This window comes from Streptococcus sp. KHUD_015, from assembly GCF_051106265.1.
Classification (GTDB): domain Bacteria; phylum Bacillota; class Bacilli; order Lactobacillales; family Streptococcaceae; genus Streptococcus.
Window position 1 is genome coordinate 2,015,075 of record NZ_CP193665.1, and the last position, 19,410, is coordinate 2,034,484.

A 19,410-nucleotide genomic window follows, 5' to 3' on the forward strand; every position below is an offset into this window, starting at 1 on the left:
AGTAATCCATTCAAATATAGTATCTGAGGTCTATTTCTAGTCAAGCATTCAAAAAAAGCGAATTTTAATCGAAACTCGCTTTTTTACAAAATGTATTAGTATGAATTTGTATCTTAGTTCAAGTGCCAGATATCTTCGTTATACTGAGCGATTGTACGGTCAGATGAGAAGAATCCTGCTTTAGCAATGTTGACGATGACTTTATCCAACCATGCGTCACGGTCTTCGTAGTCAGCAAGCATTTGCTCTTTCACTTTGATGTAGTCTTCTAAGTCAAGAAGAGTCATGAACCAGTCTTTGTTGATCAATTCATTGTAAAGACGTTCCAAGCGCTCTTTGTTTCCAGCTGCAAGAACTGCATCGCTAACGATGAAGTCAACCAATGGTTTGATAGCTTCACGAGCGTAGAATTCACTTGATTTATAAGCTGCTTTTGCGTAAAGATCGATAACAGTTTCTGAATCCTCACCGAAGATGTAAATGTTTTCGTCGCCAACCAACTCAGCGATTTCCACGTTAGCACCGTCCATAGTACCAAGAGTCAAAGCTCCGTTCAACATGAATTTCATGTTACCAGTACCTGAAGCTTCTTTAGAAGCAAGTGAGATTTGTTCTGAGATATCACATGCTGGGATAAGGAAGCTTGCTGCAGTAACGTTGTAGTTTTCAACCATAACGACTTGCAAGTGTGGAGCTACTGCTGGATCATTAGCAATAACTTCTGACATGCAAAGGATCAAGTGGATGATGTCTTGAGCGATTGTGTAGGCTGGAGCTGCTTTACCACCAAAGAAGATTGTGATTGGACGAGCAGGGATGTTACCAGCTTTGATGTCAAGGTATTTGTGGATAACGTACAAAGCGTTCATTTGTTGGCGTTTGTACTCGTGAAGACGTTTGATTTGGATGTCAAATATAGAGTTTGGATTGATTTCCACACCTTGGTGTTCTTTCAAGTGACGAGCCAATTTACGTTTGTTGTGAGCCTTGATGCTTTCCAATTTTTCTTTGACAGCTGCTTTGTCTTCATAAGACAAAAGTTTTTCAAGCTCATCTGCTTCATGGTGCCAACCTTCTCCAAGAATCTCATCCAAGTAGTGAGACAATCTTGGGTTAGCATGCATGAGCCAACGACGGAAAGTGATACCGTTTGTTTTGTTGTTGAATTTTTCTGGGTAAAGGTCGTAGAAAGCTTTCAACTCAGAGTTCTTCAAGATTTCAGTGTGAAGTGCTGCAACCCCGTTAACGCTGTATCCGTAGTGGATATCCATGTGGGCCATGTGAACACGTCCGCTCTCATCGATAATTTGAACAGCTGGATCTTTATATTCTGCTTTCACGCGACGATCCAATTCTTCGATGATTGGTACCAAGTGAGGAACCACTTCTTGCAAGAATTCAAGAGGCCATTTTTCAAGGGCTTCAGCAAGGATTGTGTGGTTTGTGTAAGCAGTCATGCTACGAACGATTGAGATTGCTTCGTCAAGTTCGATACCACGAGCAGTCAAAAGACGGATCAACTCAGGAATAACCATTGATGGGTGAGTATCGTTGATTTGGACAACTGCGTAGTCAGCAAGGTCATGCAAGTTACTTCCTTTTTCGATTGCTTCTTCGATGATCAATTGCGCACCGTTTGAAACCATAAAGTATTGTTGGAAGATACGGAGCAATTCACCTTGACGGTCACTATCATCTGGGTAAAGGAAAAGAGTCAAGTTGCGAGCGATATCTGTTTTATCAAAGTTGATACCGTCTTTAATGATAGAAGAATCAACTGAATCCAAGTCAAACAAACGCAAGCGGTTCTTAGTTTCTGTCTTGTAACCAGGTACATCGATATCGTAAAGAGTTGATGTCAATGTGAAGTGAGCAAATGGTACTTGGTAGCTACGGCTTGAGCGAACCAACCAGTTTTGCTCTGTCAACCATGCATTTGGAATTGTTTCTTGTTGGTTGTTTTTAAGAACTTGTTGGAATAGACCAAAGTGGTAGTTAAGACCAACACCGTCACCGTTCAAACCAAGAGTCGCAATTGAGTCGATAAAGCAAGCAGCCAAACGTCCCAAACCACCATTACCAAGAGATGGTTCCAATTCAACTTCTTCAACTTCAATCAAGTCTTTACCTGCAGCTGCAAGTTCTTTTTTGACATTGTCGTAAAGACCAAGGTTGATCAAGTTGTTTGACAAAAGTTTACCAATCAAGAACTCAGCTGAGATGTAGTAAACTTTTTTCTTACCAGTGTTAACTGGTTTTTTGCTACTTGCAAGCTTGCTGTAGTTAAGAAGAGCCAGGTAAAGCTCTTCATTGCTACATTCTGCAATGGTTTTATTGTAACGATTTTGTACAAATTCTTGTAGTGATAACATGTTTAAGGTGTCTCCTGATATTGTATTATTTCTTTAATTCTACCAAATTTTCATTGATTCGGCGATAGATTGTTGTCAAGTCAAGCAAGCCTTCCTCGACAGCTGGTGTCAATTGATCTTCAGTCATACGCCAAGACCAGTTTCCACCAAGAGTAGATGGGAAGTTCATACGAGCTGTCTCATCCAATTCTAGCAAATCTTGCATAGTCGCAATTGCCATGAAGCTAACTGATGAAAAGACGGTACGAAGCATAGCATGTGGCACTGTTTCGTATTCTTTACGGTTAGTGTAGCGAGCCATGTATTCACGAGTCGCATCATCGATCTCGTTACGGTACCAACCAAGAACCGTATTGTTATCGTGTGTTCCTGTGTACATAACTGAGTTAGCAGGTGCCAAGTGTGGGCTATCGATGCTTTCGTCTTCTGGGTTGAAAGCAAATTGAAGAATCTTCATTCCTGGGAAGCCAGTACGTTCACGCAATTCGATAACTTCATCAGTCATGAAGCCAAGGTCTTCAGCGATGATGTTTAGCTCACCAAGTTCTTCCTTAACGGCTGCAAAGAGCTTGTAGCCAGGACCTTTGACCCATTCACCAGGTGCTGCTGTATCGGAACCAGCAGGGATTTCCCAGTAAGATTCAAAACCACGGAAGTGGTCGATACGAACGATATCGTAGATTTTGAAGCTTTCACGCAAGCGTTCAATCCACCATTTGTAGTCGTCTTTGTCCATTGCTTCCCAGTCATAGATTGGGTTACCCCAAAGTTGACCAGTTGCAGAAAATTCATCTGGTGGGCATCCTGCGATACAAGTTGCCTTACCGTTGACATCTGTCTTGAAGAGATGTGGATTTGCCCACATATCGCTTGAATCTTCCGCTACGTAGATTGGCATGTCCCCAACGATTTCGATGTGGTTATCGTTAGCGTAAGCTTTCAATTTCAACCATTGTTGGAAGAAGAAGTATTGAGTCACACGGTGGTAAACCAACTTATCTGCCAATTGCTCACGGTAGCTTTCAAGTGCTGAGGTTTTACGAGTACGAGCATCTGCATCTGGCCATTCTGTCCAAGCAAGATTGTCAAAATGCTCTTTAATAGCCATATACTCTGCAAAGAGTTCAAGCCATGATTGGTTGTCTTGAGTAAATTTCTCAAAATCTTTAACATCTCCTACTTCAAAGAAACGTTTTACTGCTTTTTCTAAAAGAGGACGACGTGCATAGTAGATTTTCGCATAATCAACTTCAGACGCATCGCTACCAAAGTCAACTCCTTCAAGGTCACTTGCTTCCAACAAGCCTTGTTCCACCAAGATATCTAAATCGATAAAATGAGTATTCCCTGCGAAGGCTGAGAAAGATTGGTAAGGAGAGTCTCCGTAACTAGTTGTTCCTAGTGGAAGGATTTGCCAGTAACGTTGTTTTGTGCGAACCAAGAAATCAACGAAGTCGTAAGCACTTTTACCAAATGATCCGATTCCGTATGCTCCTGGAAGAGAAGAAATGTGCATCAACACACCACTTTGACGTTTTTTCATAATAAGCACCTCATGTGTTTATAGTTCTTGTTTCATTTTCACTAACGCAAACGTTTGCGTTGAAATAAGTATATCGCATTTTTTTGATAAATGCAAGCGGTTTTAAAAAACTTTTTTGATTATTTTTTTAAAAATTTTTCTTCATACTAGTATATATATTCTTGAGAAGATAAATAGAATCGGAATGCCAGTATTGCTTAACTTATTCTCTAACAAAATTTGAAACTTCTCATCTCATTTCTATTTGAAAATTAAGCAATCGTTTTCTCTACTTTTTTAAAATCTTAAGATAAGAATCATTTTCGACTTTTCTTCTATTATAGAAGGATAAAGCGTTTACCATTTTCTACAATTTTTTTAATTTTTTTATAAAAAACACTTGCAACCGCTTTCTGTTTGTGTTATACTAGTCCCATAAAGGAAAACGTTTGCGTTTCCTCATTATAAAATTTGTTATTCTTTAGGAGGAATACACTATGTCATCTAAATTCATGAAGAGCGCTGCTGTTCTTGGAACTGTTACACTTGCTAGCTTGCTTTTGGTAGCTTGCGGAAGCAAAACTGCTGATAAAGCTGCTGATGCTGGTTCATCTGAAGGTAAAGAAATCACTCTTTACGTTGAAGACCAGTACAAAGCTTTCGCTGAAACAGTTGCTAAGGCTTATGAAAAAGAATCAGGAACAAAAGTTAACATCAAATCTGGTGACCAACTTGGTGGTCTTGACAAACTTTCTCTTGACAACCAATCGGGTCAAGCTGCTGACGTTATGATGGCTCCATACGACCGTGTAGGTAGCCTTGGTACTGACGGACAACTTTCAGAAGTTAAATTGAGCGACGGCGCTAAAACAGATGATAAAACTAAATCTCTTGTAACAGCTGCTGACGGTAAAGTTTACGGTGCTCCTGCTGTTATCGAGTCACTTGTTATGTACTACAACAAAGACTTGGTAAAAGACGCTCCAAAAACTTTTGCTGAATTAGAAGAACTTGCTAAAGATAGCAAATACGCATTCGCTGGTGAAGATGGAAAAACTTCTGCTTTCCTAGCTGACTGGACAAACTTCTACTATGCATACGGACTTCTTGCTGGTAACGGTGCTTACGTATTCGGCCAAAACGGTAAAGACGCTAAAGACATCGGTCTTGCAAACGACGGTTCTATCGCAGGTATCAACTACGCTAAATCTTGGTACGAAAAATGGCCTAAAGGTATGCAAGATGGTACAGCTGCTGGAAACTTAATCCAAACTCAATTCCAAGAAGGTAAAACAGCTGCTATCATCGACGGACCTTGGAAAGCTCAAGCATTCAAAGATGCTAAAGTAAACTACGGTGTTGCAACTATCCCAACTCTTCCAAACGGAAAAGACTACGCAGCATTCGGTGGTGGTAAAGCTTGGATTATCCCATCAAGCACTAAAAACCTTGAAGGCGCACAAAAATTTGTAGACTTCCTTGTTTCAACTGAACAACAAAAAGCCTTCTACGATAAGACTAACGAAATCCCAGCTAACACTGAAGCACGTTCATACGCTGAAGGTAAAAACGATGAGTTGACAACAGCTGTTATCAAACAGTTCAAAAACGCTCAACCAATGCCAAACATCTCTCAAATGTCTGCAGTTTGGGAACCAGCTGCTAACATGCTCTTTGACTCTGTAAGTGGTAAGAAAGATGCTAAAACAGCTGCTAACGATGCTGTAACATTGATCAAAGAAACAATCAAACAAAAATTTGGTGAATAAAAAAATTTGTTCAAGGGGGGTGGAATTCAAATCCCCCTTTGAATTTATCAATAGAAAACATATATAGTTTGGGTTTTAATTAGAAACCAGTATCCTATGAAAGGAGTTATTATGGAAAAGCAACAACCTAGTAAAGCAGCCCTGCTGTCTATCATTCCTGGGTTAGGACAGATTTACAATAAGCAAAAAGCCAAAGGTTTTATCTTCCTTGGTGTAACCCTTGTCTTCGTCCTTTATTTCCTAGCACTTGCAGCCCCTGAATTGAGCAATCTCATTACTCTTGGTGACAAACCAGGTCGTGATAATTCCCTCTTCATGCTGATTCGCGGTGCCTTCCATTTAATCTTTGTAGTCGTTTATGTGCTCTTTTATTTCGCAAATATCAAAGATGCACATACAATCGCAAAACGCATTAACAATGGTATTCCAGTTCCACGTAGCCTCAAAGATATGATCAAAGGAATCTATGAAAATGGTTTCCCTTACCTCTTGATCATTCCATCTTATGTTGCCATGACTTTCGCGATTATCTTCCCAGTTATCGTAACCTTGATGATCGCCTTTACTAACTATGACTTCCAACACTTACCACCAAACAAATTGTTGGACTGGGTTGGTTTAACCAACTTTACGAACATCTGGAGTTTGAGTACCTTCCGTTCTGCCTTCGGTGCCGTTCTTTCTTGGACTATCATCTGGGCTTTGGCTGCCTCAACTTTACAAATCGTCATCGGTATCTTCACAGCTATCATTGCTAACCAACCATTTATCAAAGGAAAACGTATCTTTGGTGTTATTTTCCTTCTTCCTTGGGCTGTCCCAGCCTTCATCACTATCTTGACATTCTCAAACATGTTTAATGATAGTGTCGGTGCTATTAACACTCAAGTATTGCCAATCTTGGCTAAATTCCTTCCTTTCCTTGATGGTGCTCTTATTCCTTGGAAAACAGACCCAACTTGGACTAAGATTGCCTTGATTATGATGCAAGGTTGGCTTGGATTCCCATACATCTACGTTTTGACTTTGGGTATCTTGCAATCTATTCCTAACGACCTTTACGAAGCAGCTTATATTGACGGTGCCAATGCTTGGCAAAAATTCCGCAACATCACTTTCCCAATGATCTTGGCCGTTGCGGCACCTACTTTGATTAGCCAATACACCTTCAACTTTAACAACTTCTCTATCATGTACCTCTTCAACGCTGGAGGACCTGGTAGTGTCGGTGGTGGAGCTGGTTCAACCGATATCTTGATTTCATGGATTTACCGTTTGACAACAGGTACATCTCCTCAATACTCTATGGCGGCAGCTGTTACCTTGATTATCTCTATCATTGTCATCTCAATCTCTATGATCGCATTCAAGAAACTACACGCATTTGATATGGAGGACGTCTAAGATGAATAAATCAATCAAACTCAAACGTAGACTGACTCAAACCCTTACTTATCTTTACCTGATTGGTCTATCAATTGTGATTATCTATCCACTTTTGATCACTATCATGTCAGCCTTCAAGACTGGTAACGTAGTAGCCTTTAAACTAGACAGCAACGTCGACTTTAGTTTTGCTAACTTCCAAGGGCTCTTCTCTGAAACCTTGTACGGTACTTGGTACCTCAACACTTTGATTATCGCCTTGATTACCATGGTAGTTCAAACAAGTATCATCGTACTTGCTGGTTATGCCTACAGCCGTTACAACTTCTTGGCTCGTAAACAAAGTTTGGTCTTCTTCTTGATCATCCAAATGGTGCCAACTATGGCCGCTTTGACAGCCTTCTTCGTTATGGCGCTTATGTTGAACGCCCTTAACCACAGCTGGTTCCTCATCTTCCTCTACGTTGGTGGTGGTATCCCGATGAATGCTTGGCTCATGAAAGGCTACTTCGATACAGTGCCAATGTCTCTAGACGAATCCGCAAAACTAGACGGTGCAGGACACTTCCGCCGCTTCTGGCAAATTGTTCTTCCACTTGTTCGCCCAATGGTTGCCGTACAAGCTCTCTGGGCCTTCATGGGACCTTTTGGGGACTACATCCTCTCTAGTTTCTTGCTTCGTGAGAAAGAATACTTTACTGTTGCCGTAGGTCTCCAAACCTTCGTTAACAATGCGAAAAACATGAAGATTGCCTACTTCTCAGCAGGTGCTATCCTCATCGCCCTTCCAATCTGTATTCTCTTCTTCTTCCTACAAAAGAACTTTGTTTCAGGACTTACAAGTGGTGGCGACAAGGGATAATTTATCCCCGCCACCCTTTTTCATTTTGAAGCTTGTGACTATAAAAATATCCTTACAACAAGCAATTTTTCTCCTAGACTTGAAATAAAGCGCATTTCTCTATATAATAATACTCATATAGAAAACACCTTTTAGAAAGATACAAATGCTTCCATATCCATTTTCCTATTTTTCAAGTATTTGGGGATTTCGTAAGCCCCTATCCAAACGTTTCGGACTCAACTGGTTTCAGCTTCTCTTTACCAGTATCTTCCTTATCAGCTTGTCTATGGTACCCATTGCTATTCAAAACAGCTCCCAGGAGACTTATCCGCTAGAAACCTTTATCGATAATGTCTATGAACCATTGACAGATAAGGTTGTCCAGGATCTCTCTGAGCATGCTACAATTGTTGATGGCAATTTAACTTATACAGGAACAACTAGTCAAGCGCCTTCTCTTGTGATTGGTCCAAGCCAAAGCAAGGAATTACCTAAGGACTTGCAACTGCATTTCGATACGAATGAGCTAGTCATCAGTAAGGAAAGCAAGGAACTGATCCGCATCTCTTACCGAGCGATTGAGACTGAGAGTTTCAAAAGTAAAGATAGCTTGACCCAAGCAATTTCTAAAGACTGGTACCAGCAGAATCGTGTCTATATCAGTCTCTTTCTAGTTCTCGGTGCGAGCTTCCTCTTTGGTTTGAATTTCTTTATCGTCTCTCTAGGGGCTAGTCTTCTCCTTTATATCACTAAGAAATCACGCCTCTTTTCATTTAAAACCTTTAAAGAGTGCTACCATTTTATCTTGAACTGTTTAGGATTACCAACTCTGATTACACTTATTTTGGGACTCTTTGGCCAAAATATGACAACTCTCATTACTGTACAAAACATTCTTTTTGTTCTGTATCTGGTCACTATCTTTTATAAAACGCATTTCCGTGATCCAGATTACCATAAATAGGAGATTTTTATGCCCGTTACGATTAAAGACGTGGCCAAGGCTGCTGGTGTTTCGCCTTCAACCGTAACCCGTGTTATTCAAAACAAATCAACCATTAGCGACGAAACAAAAAAACGCGTTCGCAAGGCTATGAAGGAGCTCAATTACCACCCTAACCTTAATGCTCGTAGTTTGGTAAGCAGTTATACCCAAGTTATCGGCTTGGTCCTTCCTGACGACTCAGATGCCTTCTACCAGAATCCTTTCTTTCCATCAGTCCTACGTGGCATCTCTCAAGTCGCATCTGAAAACCACTATGCCATTCAGATAGCAACAGGTAAAGATGAAAAAGAACGCCTTAAAGCTATTTCACAAATGGTTTACGGTAAACGTGTGGATGGTTTGATTTTCCTTTATGCTGAAGAGGAAGATCCCTTGGTCAAATTGGTGGCTGAAGAGCAGTTCCCCTTCCTCATTCTAGGAAAATCCATTTCACCCTTTATCCCTCTTGTCGATAATGACAATGCCCAAGCTGGTTTTGATGCAACCGAATATTTCATCAAAAAAGGATGCAAACGAATTGCCTTTATCGGAGGTGCTAAGAAACTCTTCGTTACACAAGACCGTCTAACTGGTTACGAATCCGCACTCAAGCAATACAAACTGCCTCTTGATGACAATCTGACCTATTTTGCAAATGAATTTCTAGAGGAAAAAGGATATCAATTTAGTCAACTTCTATTTCAGCATGACCCACAAATCGATGCTATCATCACAACCGATAGTCTCCTAGCCGAAGGGGTCTGTGACTATATTGCTAAGTACCAACTGGATGTCCCTGTTCTCAGCTTTGACTCGGTCAATCCCAAGCTCAACTTGGCGGCCTATGTTGATATCAATAGCTTAGAACTTGGTCGTGTTTCCCTTGAAACCATCCTCCAGATTATCAACGATGCTAAAAGCAATAAACAAATTTGTTATCGCCAGTTGATTGCCCACAAAATTATCGAAAAATAAAAACCAGCTCGCGCTGGTTTTTTTGATCACTAATTATCTGTTTCAACGAACCGTCCCAGAATATGAACATTCTCAGATACAGAGACAAAGGCGCCTGGGTCTACCTGTTTCATAATCTGTTTGAATTCATTAAATTCTGCACGTGTAATGACAGTGATTAAAACTGCCTTTTTCTCGTGATTATAGGTTCCTTCTGCATCGTGGATCATAGTTGCTCCACGGTGCAATTTTTTATGGATTTTTTCAATTACTTTCTCTGGATGATTGGTCACAATCATGGCCTGCATCCGTTTTTGCTTGGTAAAGACCGCATCTGTCACACGGCTAGAGACAAAGATGGTAATCATAGAGTAAAGAGCGTATTTCCAACCAAAGGTCAAACCTGCTATCAGCATGATAGTCCCATTTACCAAGAAAGAAATACTACCGACATTCTTCCCAGTTTTTTTGCGAATGGTCAGACTGACGATATCCGTCCCACCACTGGAGATATTATTTCGAAGAGCGAAACCAATCCCCAAGCCCATGACAACACCCCCAAAAAGGGCATTGATAATGGGATCCTCAGTCAAGGTCGCCACAGGGACAAACTGGATAAAGAAGGAACTCATGGACACCGTGATAAAGGTAAAGACGGTGAACTTATGGCCAATCTGATACCAAGCTAAAACCATCAAAGGAAAATTAATAGCGTAGAAAGCCAATGAAATTGGAATATGAAAACCAAACCAGTGATTACTCAAGGCAGAGATAATCTGTGCCAGACCTGTCGCACCACTCGAATACACATGTCCTGGTTGGAAAAAGAAATTGACCGCCACTGCTGATAAAAAACCATAGACCAGAGAGGCCGAAATTTTCTCATCATATTTTTCGCGAGAGATGCTTTGTAAGACACGTAAAATTTTTATCTGATGAGCAAAGCGGCGCAAATAATAGCGCCACCGCTTAATTCGTTTTGCTTGTTTCATCTTCTTCTACTTGTAAGCTGAGTTCCTCTAGTTGTTTGAGAGCTACTGTTGAAGGAGCTTGTGTCATTGGGTCACTTGCCTTATTGTTTTTAGGGAAAGCAATGACTTCACGAATATTTTCTTCCCCTGCTAAGAGCATGACAAATCGGTCAAGCCCAATAGCCAAACCACCGTGTGGTGGGAAACCATAGTCCATGGCTTCAAGAAGGAAACCAAACTGGTCATTTGCTTCTTCAGATGAGAAACCAAGAGCCTTGAACATACGTTCTTGAAGGTCTTTTTGGTTGATACGAAGACTACCACCACCAAGTTCGTAACCGTTCAAGACGATATCGTAAGCAATGGCACGAACCTTAGCCAAATCACCTTCTAATTCGTGAGCTGTCTCTTCCTGTGGAAGGGTGAACGGATGGTGGGCACTCATGTAACGACCTTCTTCTTCAGACCATTCAAACATTGGCCAGTCAACTACCCAAAGGAAGTTAAATTTATCGTTATCAATCAAGCCAAGCTCCTTGGCAATACGTCCACGAAGGGCACCAAGAGTTGCATTGGCCACTTCAAGCGTATCTGCCACAAAGAGAACCAAATCCTTATCTTCAAGAGCAAGCGCTGTTGTCAATTCTGCTTGGATGCCAGTCAAGAACTTAGCAACTGGTCCATTTAATTCTCCATCAACAACCTTGACCCAAGCAAGACCTTTGGCACCATATTGTTTGGCTACTTCTGTCATCTTGTCGATGTCTTTACGTGAATAGTTGTCCGCAGCTCCTTTGACCACAATGGCTTTTACAGCAGGTGCTTCTGAAAAGACTTTGAAGTCAACACCTTTGACCACTTCTGTCAAGTCTTGAAGCAACATGTCAAAACGAGTATCTGGCTTGTCAGAACCGTAAAGAGCCATAGCGTCATCGTATTTCATACGAGGGAATGGAAGCGTCACTTCAATGCCTTTAGTTTCTTTCATGACGCGCGCAATCAAACCTTCTGTGATATCTTGGATTTCTTGCTCAGTAAGGAAGGATGTTTCCAAGTCGACCTGGGTAAACTCAGGCTGGCGGTCTCCACGCAAGTCCTCATCACGGAAACATTTTACGATTTGGTAGTAACGGTCAAAACCAGCATTCATCAAGAGCTGTTTCGTGATTTGTGGACTTTGAGGAAGCGCGTAAAAATGCCCTTTATTGACACGAGATGGTACCAAATAGTCACGCGCCCCTTCAGGCGTTGACTTAGAAAGGAATGGTGTCTCCACGTCGATAAACTCCAACTCATCCAAGTAGTTACGAATAGAGTGGGTCACCTTAGCACGAAGTTTCAGATTTTCCAACATTTCTGGACGACGAAGGTCAAGGTAACGGTAACGCAAACGCGTATCGTCATTAGCCTCAATCCCATCTTTAATCTCAAATGGTGTTGTCTTAGCTGTATTAAGCACTGTCAAAGCTGTCACATTCAACTCAACTGCACCAGTTGGCAACTTATCATTGGCTTGCTCACGCGCAGCGACCTGTCCAGTCACCTCGATAACAAATTCACTACGAAGGCTTTCAGCTGTTGCCATAACCTCTGCAGATACTTTTTCAGGGTTGATAACCAACTGCATGATTCCTTCACGGTCACGAAGATCGATAAAGATCAAACCACCAAGGTCACGACGACGGCCTACCCATCCTTTCAAGGTTATTTCTTGTCCGATGTGTTCCTCACGAACACGACCAGCATACATACTACGTTTCATTTTTTCTCTCCTCTTTTATTCTGTTACTATTTTACCATAAAAGCGCAGGCTCTTCATGAAAATCAGCAGAAAAGTTTACCAGTCTTTAAAAATCCAGTGACGACCCTAAAAATTAGCGTCCATACAAAAATCCGATGAACTTCATCGGACTCTTTTATTTTGAATTTTTGCCTGCTTTACGCTTTTCAGCGATTTCAGCTGCCTTTCGAGGCAAGACGATTTCCGTTGTGTAAGCCGTCCCAAAACGCCAGATACCAGCAATAGGGGCAAAGACTACTGCTAGATGGCTGTAGAAGAAATCACCTTTGAAGGCATAAGCTAGCGCCCCAATGATAAAAAATAGAACAACTGCCTGAATCACTGCTAATAAAATTACTCGTTTCATGTGACCTCCTGACTCTATTATAGCATGAGAATCATCAAAAAGCTGACTAAATTATTCAAAGCATGTAGAGAAATACTGTAGACCAGACCTTTTCTGCTAATATAAGCCAAGCCCAAGCTAAAACCAAGACTAGCATAAACTAAAAACTGTTGCAAAGTTCCTGGAGAATGAATCAAAGCAAACAGAACACTCGATACCAGAAGGAAAAGCAGAGTTTGTTTGCTATTCTCCTGCTTAGGAAAGAGATAGCGTGCTAACATCCCTCTAAAGATGAGTTCTTCCGTCAAAGGAGCAAAAATATTAATAGCAAAGAATGAAAAAAGTGGCTGAGCCAAGGTCAGGTCTGTCGCTGTTTGCTGATTTACCGAAGGATCATTTGGTAGGAAAAATTGAACGACAAGAGATAAGAACCAAACCAAGGCAGGGAGCCAAATAAATCGGTTAAAACCACTCTTCTCAATATGGACAGGAGCTTTCTGGTACCATTTATAAATGACGTACACATATACTCCAGCCAAGGCCACATAGAGCAAGGTAGTAGCATAGGGTGAAGCGCCTAAGGCAAGCGACGTAGTCGCGAGCACCTGAATGAAGCCATAGATGAATAAAAAGGATAGAACAGCTAGAAGAAACCAGCCAAGGTTTTTAAGTAGTTTCATAAAGTTCTCCTATTTGAAATAACGTTTTACCATAGGTAACTGCATCACATTGATATAAATATGGATGGCTCCTACAAGCAAGAAAGCTAGTAACTGAATCTCTCCTGTCAAGAAAGAAATGATAATAAGAAAAACATATAAGGCTGGTAAGACATATTGGTTTAATTGGAATAAAATTCGAAAACTCTGTTCCAAATTAGCCTGGCGCTCCCCTTCATCATAGGAATTTATATAGTCCAAGACATCCTTTGGTGTAGAGAAAAGAGCCAAATCAAACTGACGCACAATCGCAATTGTTTTAAAAAGAGATTTTTGAGCGATTAAGGATAGCACAAAGACTAAGAAAGAGAGGGAAAATGTTTGGTGGTCTGTATGCAATATAACCACTTCATTTAATGAGAGAAAAATAGACAATGAAATTGCTACACTTGCAATATTAAAAGCAATGGTTCCAAACTCGAGATTCCGATACATCTGCACATAATAGGTTTCATTCAGATCATCATCCATTTCCTCTTGATACAAGGAATGAAATTTTCTGCTTTTCTTTAGGAAATTGAAAGTCAAAAAAAGAATAATGACGGCTAGTAGTAAACTGATAGCTGATAGCCATGGTATCAAGGGTTTTACATCTAACATAATTCCGTTGGATTCGGCATCTGCCTTAAACATCCCTACAAACATGCCCAAGAAACCTCCCAAGACAACAGACATTAAAAATAACAATCCATGTTTCTTTTTCATATTCATTCTCCTTATTCACTTGCTAGATTTTTGGATTTCTTTTCAATCCAGTCAACGACTGGGATAAGAGCAAAGTAGACCCAAACAAATTGGTCGCTTTGATAGGGATTAAACCAGCCTAGGTCCATCCCAATCAGTAGAAATACGCTGACTAATAGAGCTATGGCAACTACATAATAAATCACTCTATACTTGTTCATCACTCGTCCTCCTCCAAGCGAAATACCGATTCGACTGTTTCGTTGAAAATTTGAGATATTTTCAAGGCAATCACAACGGACGGGGTGTATTCGTCCCGTTCCAATAGGCTGATAGTCTGTCTGGAAACCTCTGCTAGCTTGGCTAGTTCGGTTTGATTGAGGCCATCGCGAGCCCGTAGCTCTTTTAGACGATTTTTTAGTTGCATGTTACACACCTACTTTCCGTCAAATTCAACAGTTTGGATATCCTCAATGCGTTGTAGTTTGAATTTTTCTTTTCCTTTTTTATTAACACGACGTAGCTTGACCCATTCCTCATCAACATCCACAACTTCCCAGTTATCTGTTCCAAAAACTTGTCCAACGATTGTCGGTGTTTTCCCAATCAATTCTTTTAAAATTCTTGACATTTCTTTATTTCCTTTCTGTTTTTGCTCAATTCTTTTGATTTTATTCTCTAGTTTCTTGACCTTTTGGGAATGGTAGATATAATACATAATCACAAGAGGTACAAATCCTAATGCCCACATAATCGTTCCTTTCTCCTTTTCTCTTAACTTGCTTATATTGTAACACATCTTTTTCTTTTTGACAAGCATATTTGTCAAAAAGTTTATGATTTTTGTCATTTTGCAAAAGAAAAAGGTCAGAGTAGTTCTCTGACCAGTCTTTCTGTTATTAAAATCCTAGTTTTTCAAAGATTTCTGAGAAGTTTTGGCTGATTGCCTCAAGTGACACTTGCACTTCTTCTCGGGTTTGGTTGTTCTTGACTGTCACTTGTCCGCTTTCGACTTCGCTCTCTCCTAGGGTGATGAGGGTCTTAGCTGCAAAGACATCGGCTGACTTGAATTGAGCTTTGAGTTTACGGTTGAGGTAATCACGCTCTGCTTTGAATCCTTGTTGGCGAAGAGCCTGTACTAGTTCTAGAGCTTTGACATTTGCTCCATCACCCAAGACTGCGATATAAACATCTAGGGCGTTTTCGATAGGGAGGGTCACACCTTGCTTTCCAAGAATGAGAAGCAGGCGCTCTACACCAAGTCCAAAACCAAAGCCAGCAGTTTCAGGGCCTCCAAAGTAAGAAACCAAACCATCGTAACGACCACCCGCGCAGACTGTCAAGTCATTGCCCTCAATCTCTGTGATAAACTCGAAAATAGTGTGATTGTAGTAGTCCAGACCACGCACCATATTGGTATCGATGATGTAGTCTACTCCAAGATTTTCCAACATCTGACGCACAGCATCAAAATGAGCTTGACTTTCTTCATCAAGGAAGTCCAAGATAGAAGGCGCATTCTCTACTGCTACCTTGTCTTCTTTTTCCTTAGAGTCCAAAACACGAAGAGGATTTTCCTCCAAACGGCGTTGGCTATCCTTAGACAAGGTCTCCTTGAGCGGTGTCAAATAGTCAATCAAGGCTTGACGGTAGGCTGCACGGCTCTCAGGATTTCCAAGAGTGTTAAGATGTAATTTGACACCTTGGATACCAATTTCTTTCAAGAAATGAGCTGCCATAGCGATGGTTTCCACATCGGTAGCTGGATTGCTAGAGCCAAAACACTCAACACCAATCTGGTGGAACTGGCGTAAACGCCCTGCCTGTGGACGCTCATAACGGAACATAGGTCCCATGTAGTAGAACTTGCTTGGCTTTTGCACTTCTGGAGCGAAAAGTTTATTTTCCACATAGGAACGGACAACGGGCGCAGTTCCTTCTGGACGGAGGGTAATATGACGGTCACCCTTGTCATAGAAATCATACATTTCCTTGGTTACGATATCCGTTGTATCTCCGACAGAACGACTGATGACCTCGTAATGCTCAAAAATAGGCGTGCGCACTTCTGCATAGTTATAGCGCTTGAAAATCTCACGGGCAAAGCCCTCAACGTACTGCCACTTGGCAGACTCAGCAGGTAAAATATCCTGCGTTCCTTTTGGTTTTTGTAATTTCATAGGGAATCCTCTTTAAACTTAATAGTCTTATTTTACCATAAATAGAGGGATTAAAACAGTAAGAAAAAAATTAGGATTTAGATATCATTTTTGAGATTAATAACTGTCAAAAGAATAGCCAGCAAGGAAAGACCAACAAATAGCATCCAAGTCAACTGTATATTCCATACGGCAACAAGTGAAAAACAGGCTGTTCCCATAGGTATGGACAAGGTAAACAATAAACCTAAAAAATTACTGGTACGAGCTAGAACCTCTGGAGCTAGATTTTTCAGGAGCATGGCACTAATCTTTGGCGAAACTTTACCAGACACATACAGAGTTAAAAAGAGAAATAGCAAACCAAGCACGACTTGATTGAATACGTTAGCTAGACCAACTAGACTGAGTCCTACAGTCGCCCACATCATCAATCTAGGCAAGGACTGCTTCCCAAAATAATCATTGCCCGTAAGGCTACTGATGATGATTGCTAACAAAGCACAGAATTGACTGATAAATAATGCCTCTGTGTAAGAAAAGTCCAAAAGAGAATGGCTCAAAAAGAAGATGTTATAGATGCTTCCTAAAGCGCCACCCAAGGCATTGATAAGCAAGACAGCAAAGAGCATAAAGCCAAAGTTTTTCTGTCCACCTTTAAGAAAAACGAGACGTAAATTTCGGTAAATTGTTAGGAACTGGTCTTTGATAGAAAGCTTCTCATTTTTTAGAATTTCACCATCAGCAGCTGACATTGACAGGCTCAATTTGCTTTTTCCTAAAAAGAGGATAACGGCTGATACTAGGAAAAAACAGGCATTGATTCCCGCAACGAGAGAAAAATTATTGACCGATAGGCCTAAGAGCCAAACTCCGAAAGCTTGACCACCAATAGCTGAAATATAGGTGATGAATTGGGAAAAAGAGTAAGCTTCCATCAAATCCTCTTCAGCTACTTTTTCCTTAACGAGAGGCATGCGCAAACCACCAGCAAAATCACTGATTACATCGCTAATGACATTGATCAAACACAGACTAGAAAAAGCAAAGAGACTAGCTTGCTGAACAACTAGGGCTGCCAGAAAAAATAAAACCGCCTGAAACAAACCACTATAGACCATCCATTTGACCTTGTCCCTTGTGTAATCTGCCCGAATCCCTACAAAAACTGTAAAGAGAGTCGGAAGAATCATGACAATATTCGCCATAGCAACCGCAAAAGATGCTTGTGGCAAGGTCGATGCATAGACGATAAATACCAGGTTAAAAATTGAAGCACCAAAAGCATTGAAGAAGCGTGACAAAGTCAAGAGTCGATAAGCTTGATTTCTAAACAATAGTTTCATAGATAATCTCCCTTCTTGTTCGAAGTTTTATGTGAAATATGACTATAGTATAGCACTTGGAAATTCTAGAGGAAAAACTTTTGAATATATGCAACAAACAAAATGAGCAAAAAGAAACGATAGAATCTCTCCAGTGACACGAGAGAGCCCAACAGTTCTATCGCTTAAATTTCAAATAATTTTCTTAGTTTGCATATATTCAACAATCGGTCGTTTTTCTATAGTAATCCGCAGATTTGTCACAGCCAAGCATCTCAAAAATACGGACAGCATCCTCCATCTTTTTCTGACCTTCCTTGACTCTACCCTGCTTGCTATCAAGGAGACCTTCCGCCCACAAATAGACCGTTCGGAAATAGGTTTCATTTTCATTGTAGAAATGCTCTTCGATAACACGTTTAAAATAAGAGGCATTGGTAAATTCTTCACATTCAATGCTGGCTAAAAAACCATTCAATAGTATAGTGTGAAAGAGGTTTCGATTGCCAGACATTTCCATTAGAAAATCAGATTTACGTACCATTTCTCGTACATATCTAGTGAAAAGAGAAACAGATAAAAATGGTGAACTGACTGAAAATAAATTGAGTTCATAGATTCCCCAAATCTCGGTAGAAAACAGATAGTCATGAAGGACTTTCCCTTCCTCTGCCGTTAACTCTACCGTATCATCCATGCTCTTCATATAAGACTTGATCATAATGGCATTTAGAATATGTTTCTGTTTGTTTTGAGAATGGGCATGCTTTTGATACTCCTTGCGATACAAGTCTTCAAGAGGTGCTATATTCTTTGGATCCAAGACATCTATGATTTCTTTTCTCAGCTTTGAATCTGTATCATACTGGAACCCTCTCGCCAGAAAAAGGATTTCCTCCACACTGGCAGATATATTTCCCAGAGCAAATAGAAACTTTTCCACCGAAAGTTCACTCTGACCAGTTTCAAAGCGGGATAACATGGACGGCGAAAATTGTCCCCCAGTTGCTTGTCTCAGCGAGATATGTCTTGACTCTCGTAGTTGTCTAAAGACTTTTCCAATCTGCTCCATAGGCTTCCCCTTAATTTAGTCTTTTCTTTATATTATCATATTTTTTCAGAAAATCCATCAAAAACTTGCCAAATTGTCAGAATTATGAGAAAATAGAGGATATTTATCATGTGGAGGGACTGTAATGAGAGAGGATATCAAAATCAATGACCGTGCTTTGGCCTTACAAGACCAAATTATCGAAAAACTAGAGAAGGTTTTTGATACAGATGTGGAATTGGATGTTTACAATCTAGGACTGATTTATGAAATCAATCTGGACGAAACAGGTCTCTGTAAGATTGTCATGACCTTCACTGACACAGCCTGCGATTGTGCCGAAAGCCTGCCTATCGAAATCGTGGCAGGTCTGAAACAAATCGAGGGTATCGAAGATGTCAAGGTTGAAGTTACCTGGTCACCTGCTTGGAAAATCACACGAATCAGTCGCTACGGTCGTATTGCCCTTGGACTACCACCTCGTTAAGCAGGTAAATTACTTTTGAAGATGAAAAAAAGCAAGCCGAAGTTGGCTTGCTTTTT

At 40.6% G+C, this 19,410-nt stretch carries 19 protein-coding genes; 6 read left to right on the forward strand and 13 right to left on the reverse strand.

What is annotated here, in order from left to right:
- Positions 1–113: 113 nt before the first annotated feature.
- Both glgP and malQ read right to left on the reverse strand, forming a co-directional pair.
- Complete coding sequence (gene glgP / locus ACORHU_RS09610; RefSeq protein ID WP_265476797.1) at positions 114–2,372, reverse strand: glycogen/starch/alpha-glucan family phosphorylase; 2,259 nt, start codon at positions 2,370–2,372, stop codon at positions 114–116.
- 25 nt (positions 2,373–2,397) lie between these two features.
- Positions 2,398–3,915 (reverse strand): 4-alpha-glucanotransferase, encoded by a 1,518-nt coding sequence (gene malQ / locus ACORHU_RS09615; protein WP_434364451.1) that lies wholly within the window; start codon positions 3,913–3,915, stop codon positions 2,398–2,400.
- Positions 3,916–4,391: 476 nt separating this feature from the next.
- Here malQ and ACORHU_RS09620 point away from each other — a divergent pair, with 476 nt between their 5' ends.
- From ACORHU_RS09620 to ACORHU_RS09640, 5 genes are all read left to right on the forward strand, one after another.
- The gene (locus tag ACORHU_RS09620) at positions 4,392–5,663 is read left to right on the forward strand and encodes an extracellular solute-binding protein (protein ID WP_434364452.1); all 1,272 of its coding nucleotides are present in this window, start codon (positions 4,392–4,394) and stop codon (positions 5,661–5,663) included.
- A gap of 111 nt (positions 5,664–5,774) precedes the next feature.
- A complete protein-coding gene (locus tag ACORHU_RS09625) occupies positions 5,775–7,067 on the forward strand; it encodes a carbohydrate ABC transporter permease (protein ID WP_173277313.1) in 1,293 nt (430 codons plus the stop codon).
- 1 nt (position 7,068) lies between these two features.
- Entirely contained in the window at positions 7,069–7,911 is an 843-nt protein-coding gene (locus ACORHU_RS09630; protein ID WP_125451573.1) for a sugar ABC transporter permease, read from the forward strand.
- Positions 7,912–8,056: 145 nt separating this feature from the next.
- Entirely contained in the window at positions 8,057–8,857 is an 801-nt protein-coding gene (locus ACORHU_RS09635) for a DUF1189 domain-containing protein (protein WP_434364453.1), read from the forward strand.
- Between the two features lie 9 nt (positions 8,858–8,866).
- On the forward strand, positions 8,867–9,853 hold the full coding sequence (locus ACORHU_RS09640) for a LacI family DNA-binding transcriptional regulator (protein ID WP_434364454.1): 987 nt from the start codon (positions 8,867–8,869) through the stop codon (positions 9,851–9,853).
- Positions 9,854–9,882: 29 nt separating this feature from the next.
- On the opposite strand, the gene ACORHU_RS09645 is transcribed toward ACORHU_RS09640, so the two are convergent.
- From ACORHU_RS09645 to ACORHU_RS09695, 11 genes are all read right to left on the reverse strand, one after another.
- Positions 9,883–10,824 (reverse strand): YitT family protein, encoded by a 942-nt coding sequence (locus ACORHU_RS09645; protein ID WP_434364455.1) that lies wholly within the window; start codon positions 10,822–10,824, stop codon positions 9,883–9,885.
- Positions 10,802–12,565 carry an aspartate--tRNA ligase gene (gene aspS / locus ACORHU_RS09650; protein WP_314436747.1) on the reverse strand — a complete coding sequence of 588 codons (1,764 nt, stop codon included), beginning with the start codon at positions 12,563–12,565 and terminating at the stop codon, positions 10,802–10,804. Before aspS ends, ACORHU_RS09645 begins: the two co-directional genes overlap by 23 nt.
- A 154-nt stretch (positions 12,566–12,719) precedes the next feature.
- Positions 12,720–12,950: a hypothetical protein gene (locus tag ACORHU_RS09655; RefSeq protein WP_033682917.1), complete on the reverse strand. Its 231-nt coding sequence runs from the start codon at positions 12,948–12,950 to the stop codon at positions 12,720–12,722.
- Between the two features lie 17 nt (positions 12,951–12,967).
- Positions 12,968–13,609 carry a lysostaphin resistance A-like protein gene (locus ACORHU_RS09660; RefSeq protein ID WP_434364456.1) on the reverse strand — a complete coding sequence of 214 codons (642 nt, stop codon included), beginning with the start codon at positions 13,607–13,609 and terminating at the stop codon, positions 12,968–12,970.
- 9 nt (positions 13,610–13,618) lie between these two features.
- Positions 13,619–14,353, reverse strand: a complete 735-nt coding sequence (locus tag ACORHU_RS09665) for a DUF3169 family protein (RefSeq protein ID WP_434364457.1) — start codon at positions 14,351–14,353, stop codon at positions 13,619–13,621.
- Positions 14,354–14,364: 11 nt separating this feature from the next.
- Positions 14,365–14,553 (reverse strand): hypothetical protein, encoded by a 189-nt coding sequence (locus tag ACORHU_RS09670; RefSeq protein WP_261077700.1) that lies wholly within the window; start codon positions 14,551–14,553, stop codon positions 14,365–14,367.
- Positions 14,553–14,759 (reverse strand): helix-turn-helix transcriptional regulator, encoded by a 207-nt coding sequence (locus ACORHU_RS09675; RefSeq protein ID WP_001176233.1) that lies wholly within the window; start codon positions 14,757–14,759, stop codon positions 14,553–14,555. Before ACORHU_RS09675 ends, ACORHU_RS09670 begins: the two co-directional genes overlap by 1 nt.
- A 9-nt stretch (positions 14,760–14,768) precedes the next feature.
- Positions 14,769–15,182, reverse strand: a complete 414-nt coding sequence (locus ACORHU_RS09680) for a hypothetical protein (protein WP_153196444.1) — start codon at positions 15,180–15,182, stop codon at positions 14,769–14,771.
- A 49-nt stretch (positions 15,183–15,231) separates the two neighbouring features.
- Positions 15,232–16,512: a histidine--tRNA ligase gene (gene hisS / locus ACORHU_RS09685; protein ID WP_434364458.1), complete on the reverse strand. Its 1,281-nt coding sequence runs from the start codon at positions 16,510–16,512 to the stop codon at positions 15,232–15,234.
- Between the two features lie 77 nt (positions 16,513–16,589).
- Entirely contained in the window at positions 16,590–17,837 is a 1,248-nt protein-coding gene (locus ACORHU_RS09690; protein ID WP_434364459.1) for a transporter, read from the reverse strand.
- A gap of 199 nt (positions 17,838–18,036) precedes the next feature.
- Positions 18,037–18,888 carry an Rgg/GadR/MutR family transcriptional regulator gene (locus ACORHU_RS09695; protein WP_434364460.1) on the reverse strand — a complete coding sequence of 284 codons (852 nt, stop codon included), beginning with the start codon at positions 18,886–18,888 and terminating at the stop codon, positions 18,037–18,039.
- A 124-nt stretch (positions 18,889–19,012) separates the two neighbouring features.
- On the opposite strand from ACORHU_RS09695, the gene ACORHU_RS09700 reads away from it, so the two are divergent.
- Complete coding sequence (locus tag ACORHU_RS09700; RefSeq protein WP_001206380.1) at positions 19,013–19,354, forward strand: metal-sulfur cluster assembly factor; 342 nt, start codon at positions 19,013–19,015, stop codon at positions 19,352–19,354.
- Positions 19,355–19,410: the final 56 nt, after the last annotated feature.

Coding starts and splice junctions, on each gene's coding strand:
- ACORHU_RS09680 (WP_153196444.1), bottom strand. CDS start 15,182: ATGACAAAAATCATAAACTTTTTGACAAATATGCTTGTCAAAAAGAAA.
- ACORHU_RS09625 (WP_173277313.1), top strand. CDS start 5,775: ATGGAAAAGCAACAACCTAGTAAAGCAGCCCTGCTGTCTATCATTCCT.
- ACORHU_RS09640 (WP_434364454.1), top strand. CDS start 8,867: ATGCCCGTTACGATTAAAGACGTGGCCAAGGCTGCTGGTGTTTCGCCT.
- ACORHU_RS09635 (WP_434364453.1), top strand. CDS start 8,057: ATGCTTCCATATCCATTTTCCTATTTTTCAAGTATTTGGGGATTTCGT.
- ACORHU_RS09690 (WP_434364459.1), bottom strand. CDS start 17,837: ATGAAACTATTGTTTAGAAATCAAGCTTATCGACTCTTGACTTTGTCA.
- hisS (WP_434364458.1), bottom strand. CDS start 16,512: ATGAAATTACAAAAACCAAAAGGAACGCAGGATATTTTACCTGCTGAG.
- ACORHU_RS09665 (WP_434364457.1), bottom strand. CDS start 14,353: ATGAAAAAGAAACATGGATTGTTATTTTTAATGTCTGTTGTCTTGGGA.
- ACORHU_RS09645 (WP_434364455.1), bottom strand. CDS start 10,824: ATGAAACAAGCAAAACGAATTAAGCGGTGGCGCTATTATTTGCGCCGC.
- glgP (WP_265476797.1), bottom strand. CDS start 2,372: ATGTTATCACTACAAGAATTTGTACAAAATCGTTACAATAAAACCATT.
- ACORHU_RS09695 (WP_434364460.1), bottom strand. CDS start 18,888: ATGGAGCAGATTGGAAAAGTCTTTAGACAACTACGAGAGTCAAGACAT.
- malQ (WP_434364451.1), bottom strand. CDS start 3,915: ATGAAAAAACGTCAAAGTGGTGTGTTGATGCACATTTCTTCTCTTCCA.
- ACORHU_RS09655 (WP_033682917.1), bottom strand. CDS start 12,950: ATGAAACGAGTAATTTTATTAGCAGTGATTCAGGCAGTTGTTCTATTT.
- ACORHU_RS09700 (WP_001206380.1), top strand. CDS start 19,013: ATGAGAGAGGATATCAAAATCAATGACCGTGCTTTGGCCTTACAAGAC.
- ACORHU_RS09620 (WP_434364452.1), top strand. CDS start 4,392: ATGTCATCTAAATTCATGAAGAGCGCTGCTGTTCTTGGAACTGTTACA.
- ACORHU_RS09675 (WP_001176233.1), bottom strand. CDS start 14,759: ATGCAACTAAAAAATCGTCTAAAAGAGCTACGGGCTCGCGATGGCCTC.
- ACORHU_RS09670 (WP_261077700.1), bottom strand. CDS start 14,553: ATGAACAAGTATAGAGTGATTTATTATGTAGTTGCCATAGCTCTATTA.
- ACORHU_RS09660 (WP_434364456.1), bottom strand. CDS start 13,609: ATGAAACTACTTAAAAACCTTGGCTGGTTTCTTCTAGCTGTTCTATCC.
- ACORHU_RS09630 (WP_125451573.1), top strand. CDS start 7,069: ATGAATAAATCAATCAAACTCAAACGTAGACTGACTCAAACCCTTACT.
- aspS (WP_314436747.1), bottom strand. CDS start 12,565: ATGAAACGTAGTATGTATGCTGGTCGTGTTCGTGAGGAACACATCGGA.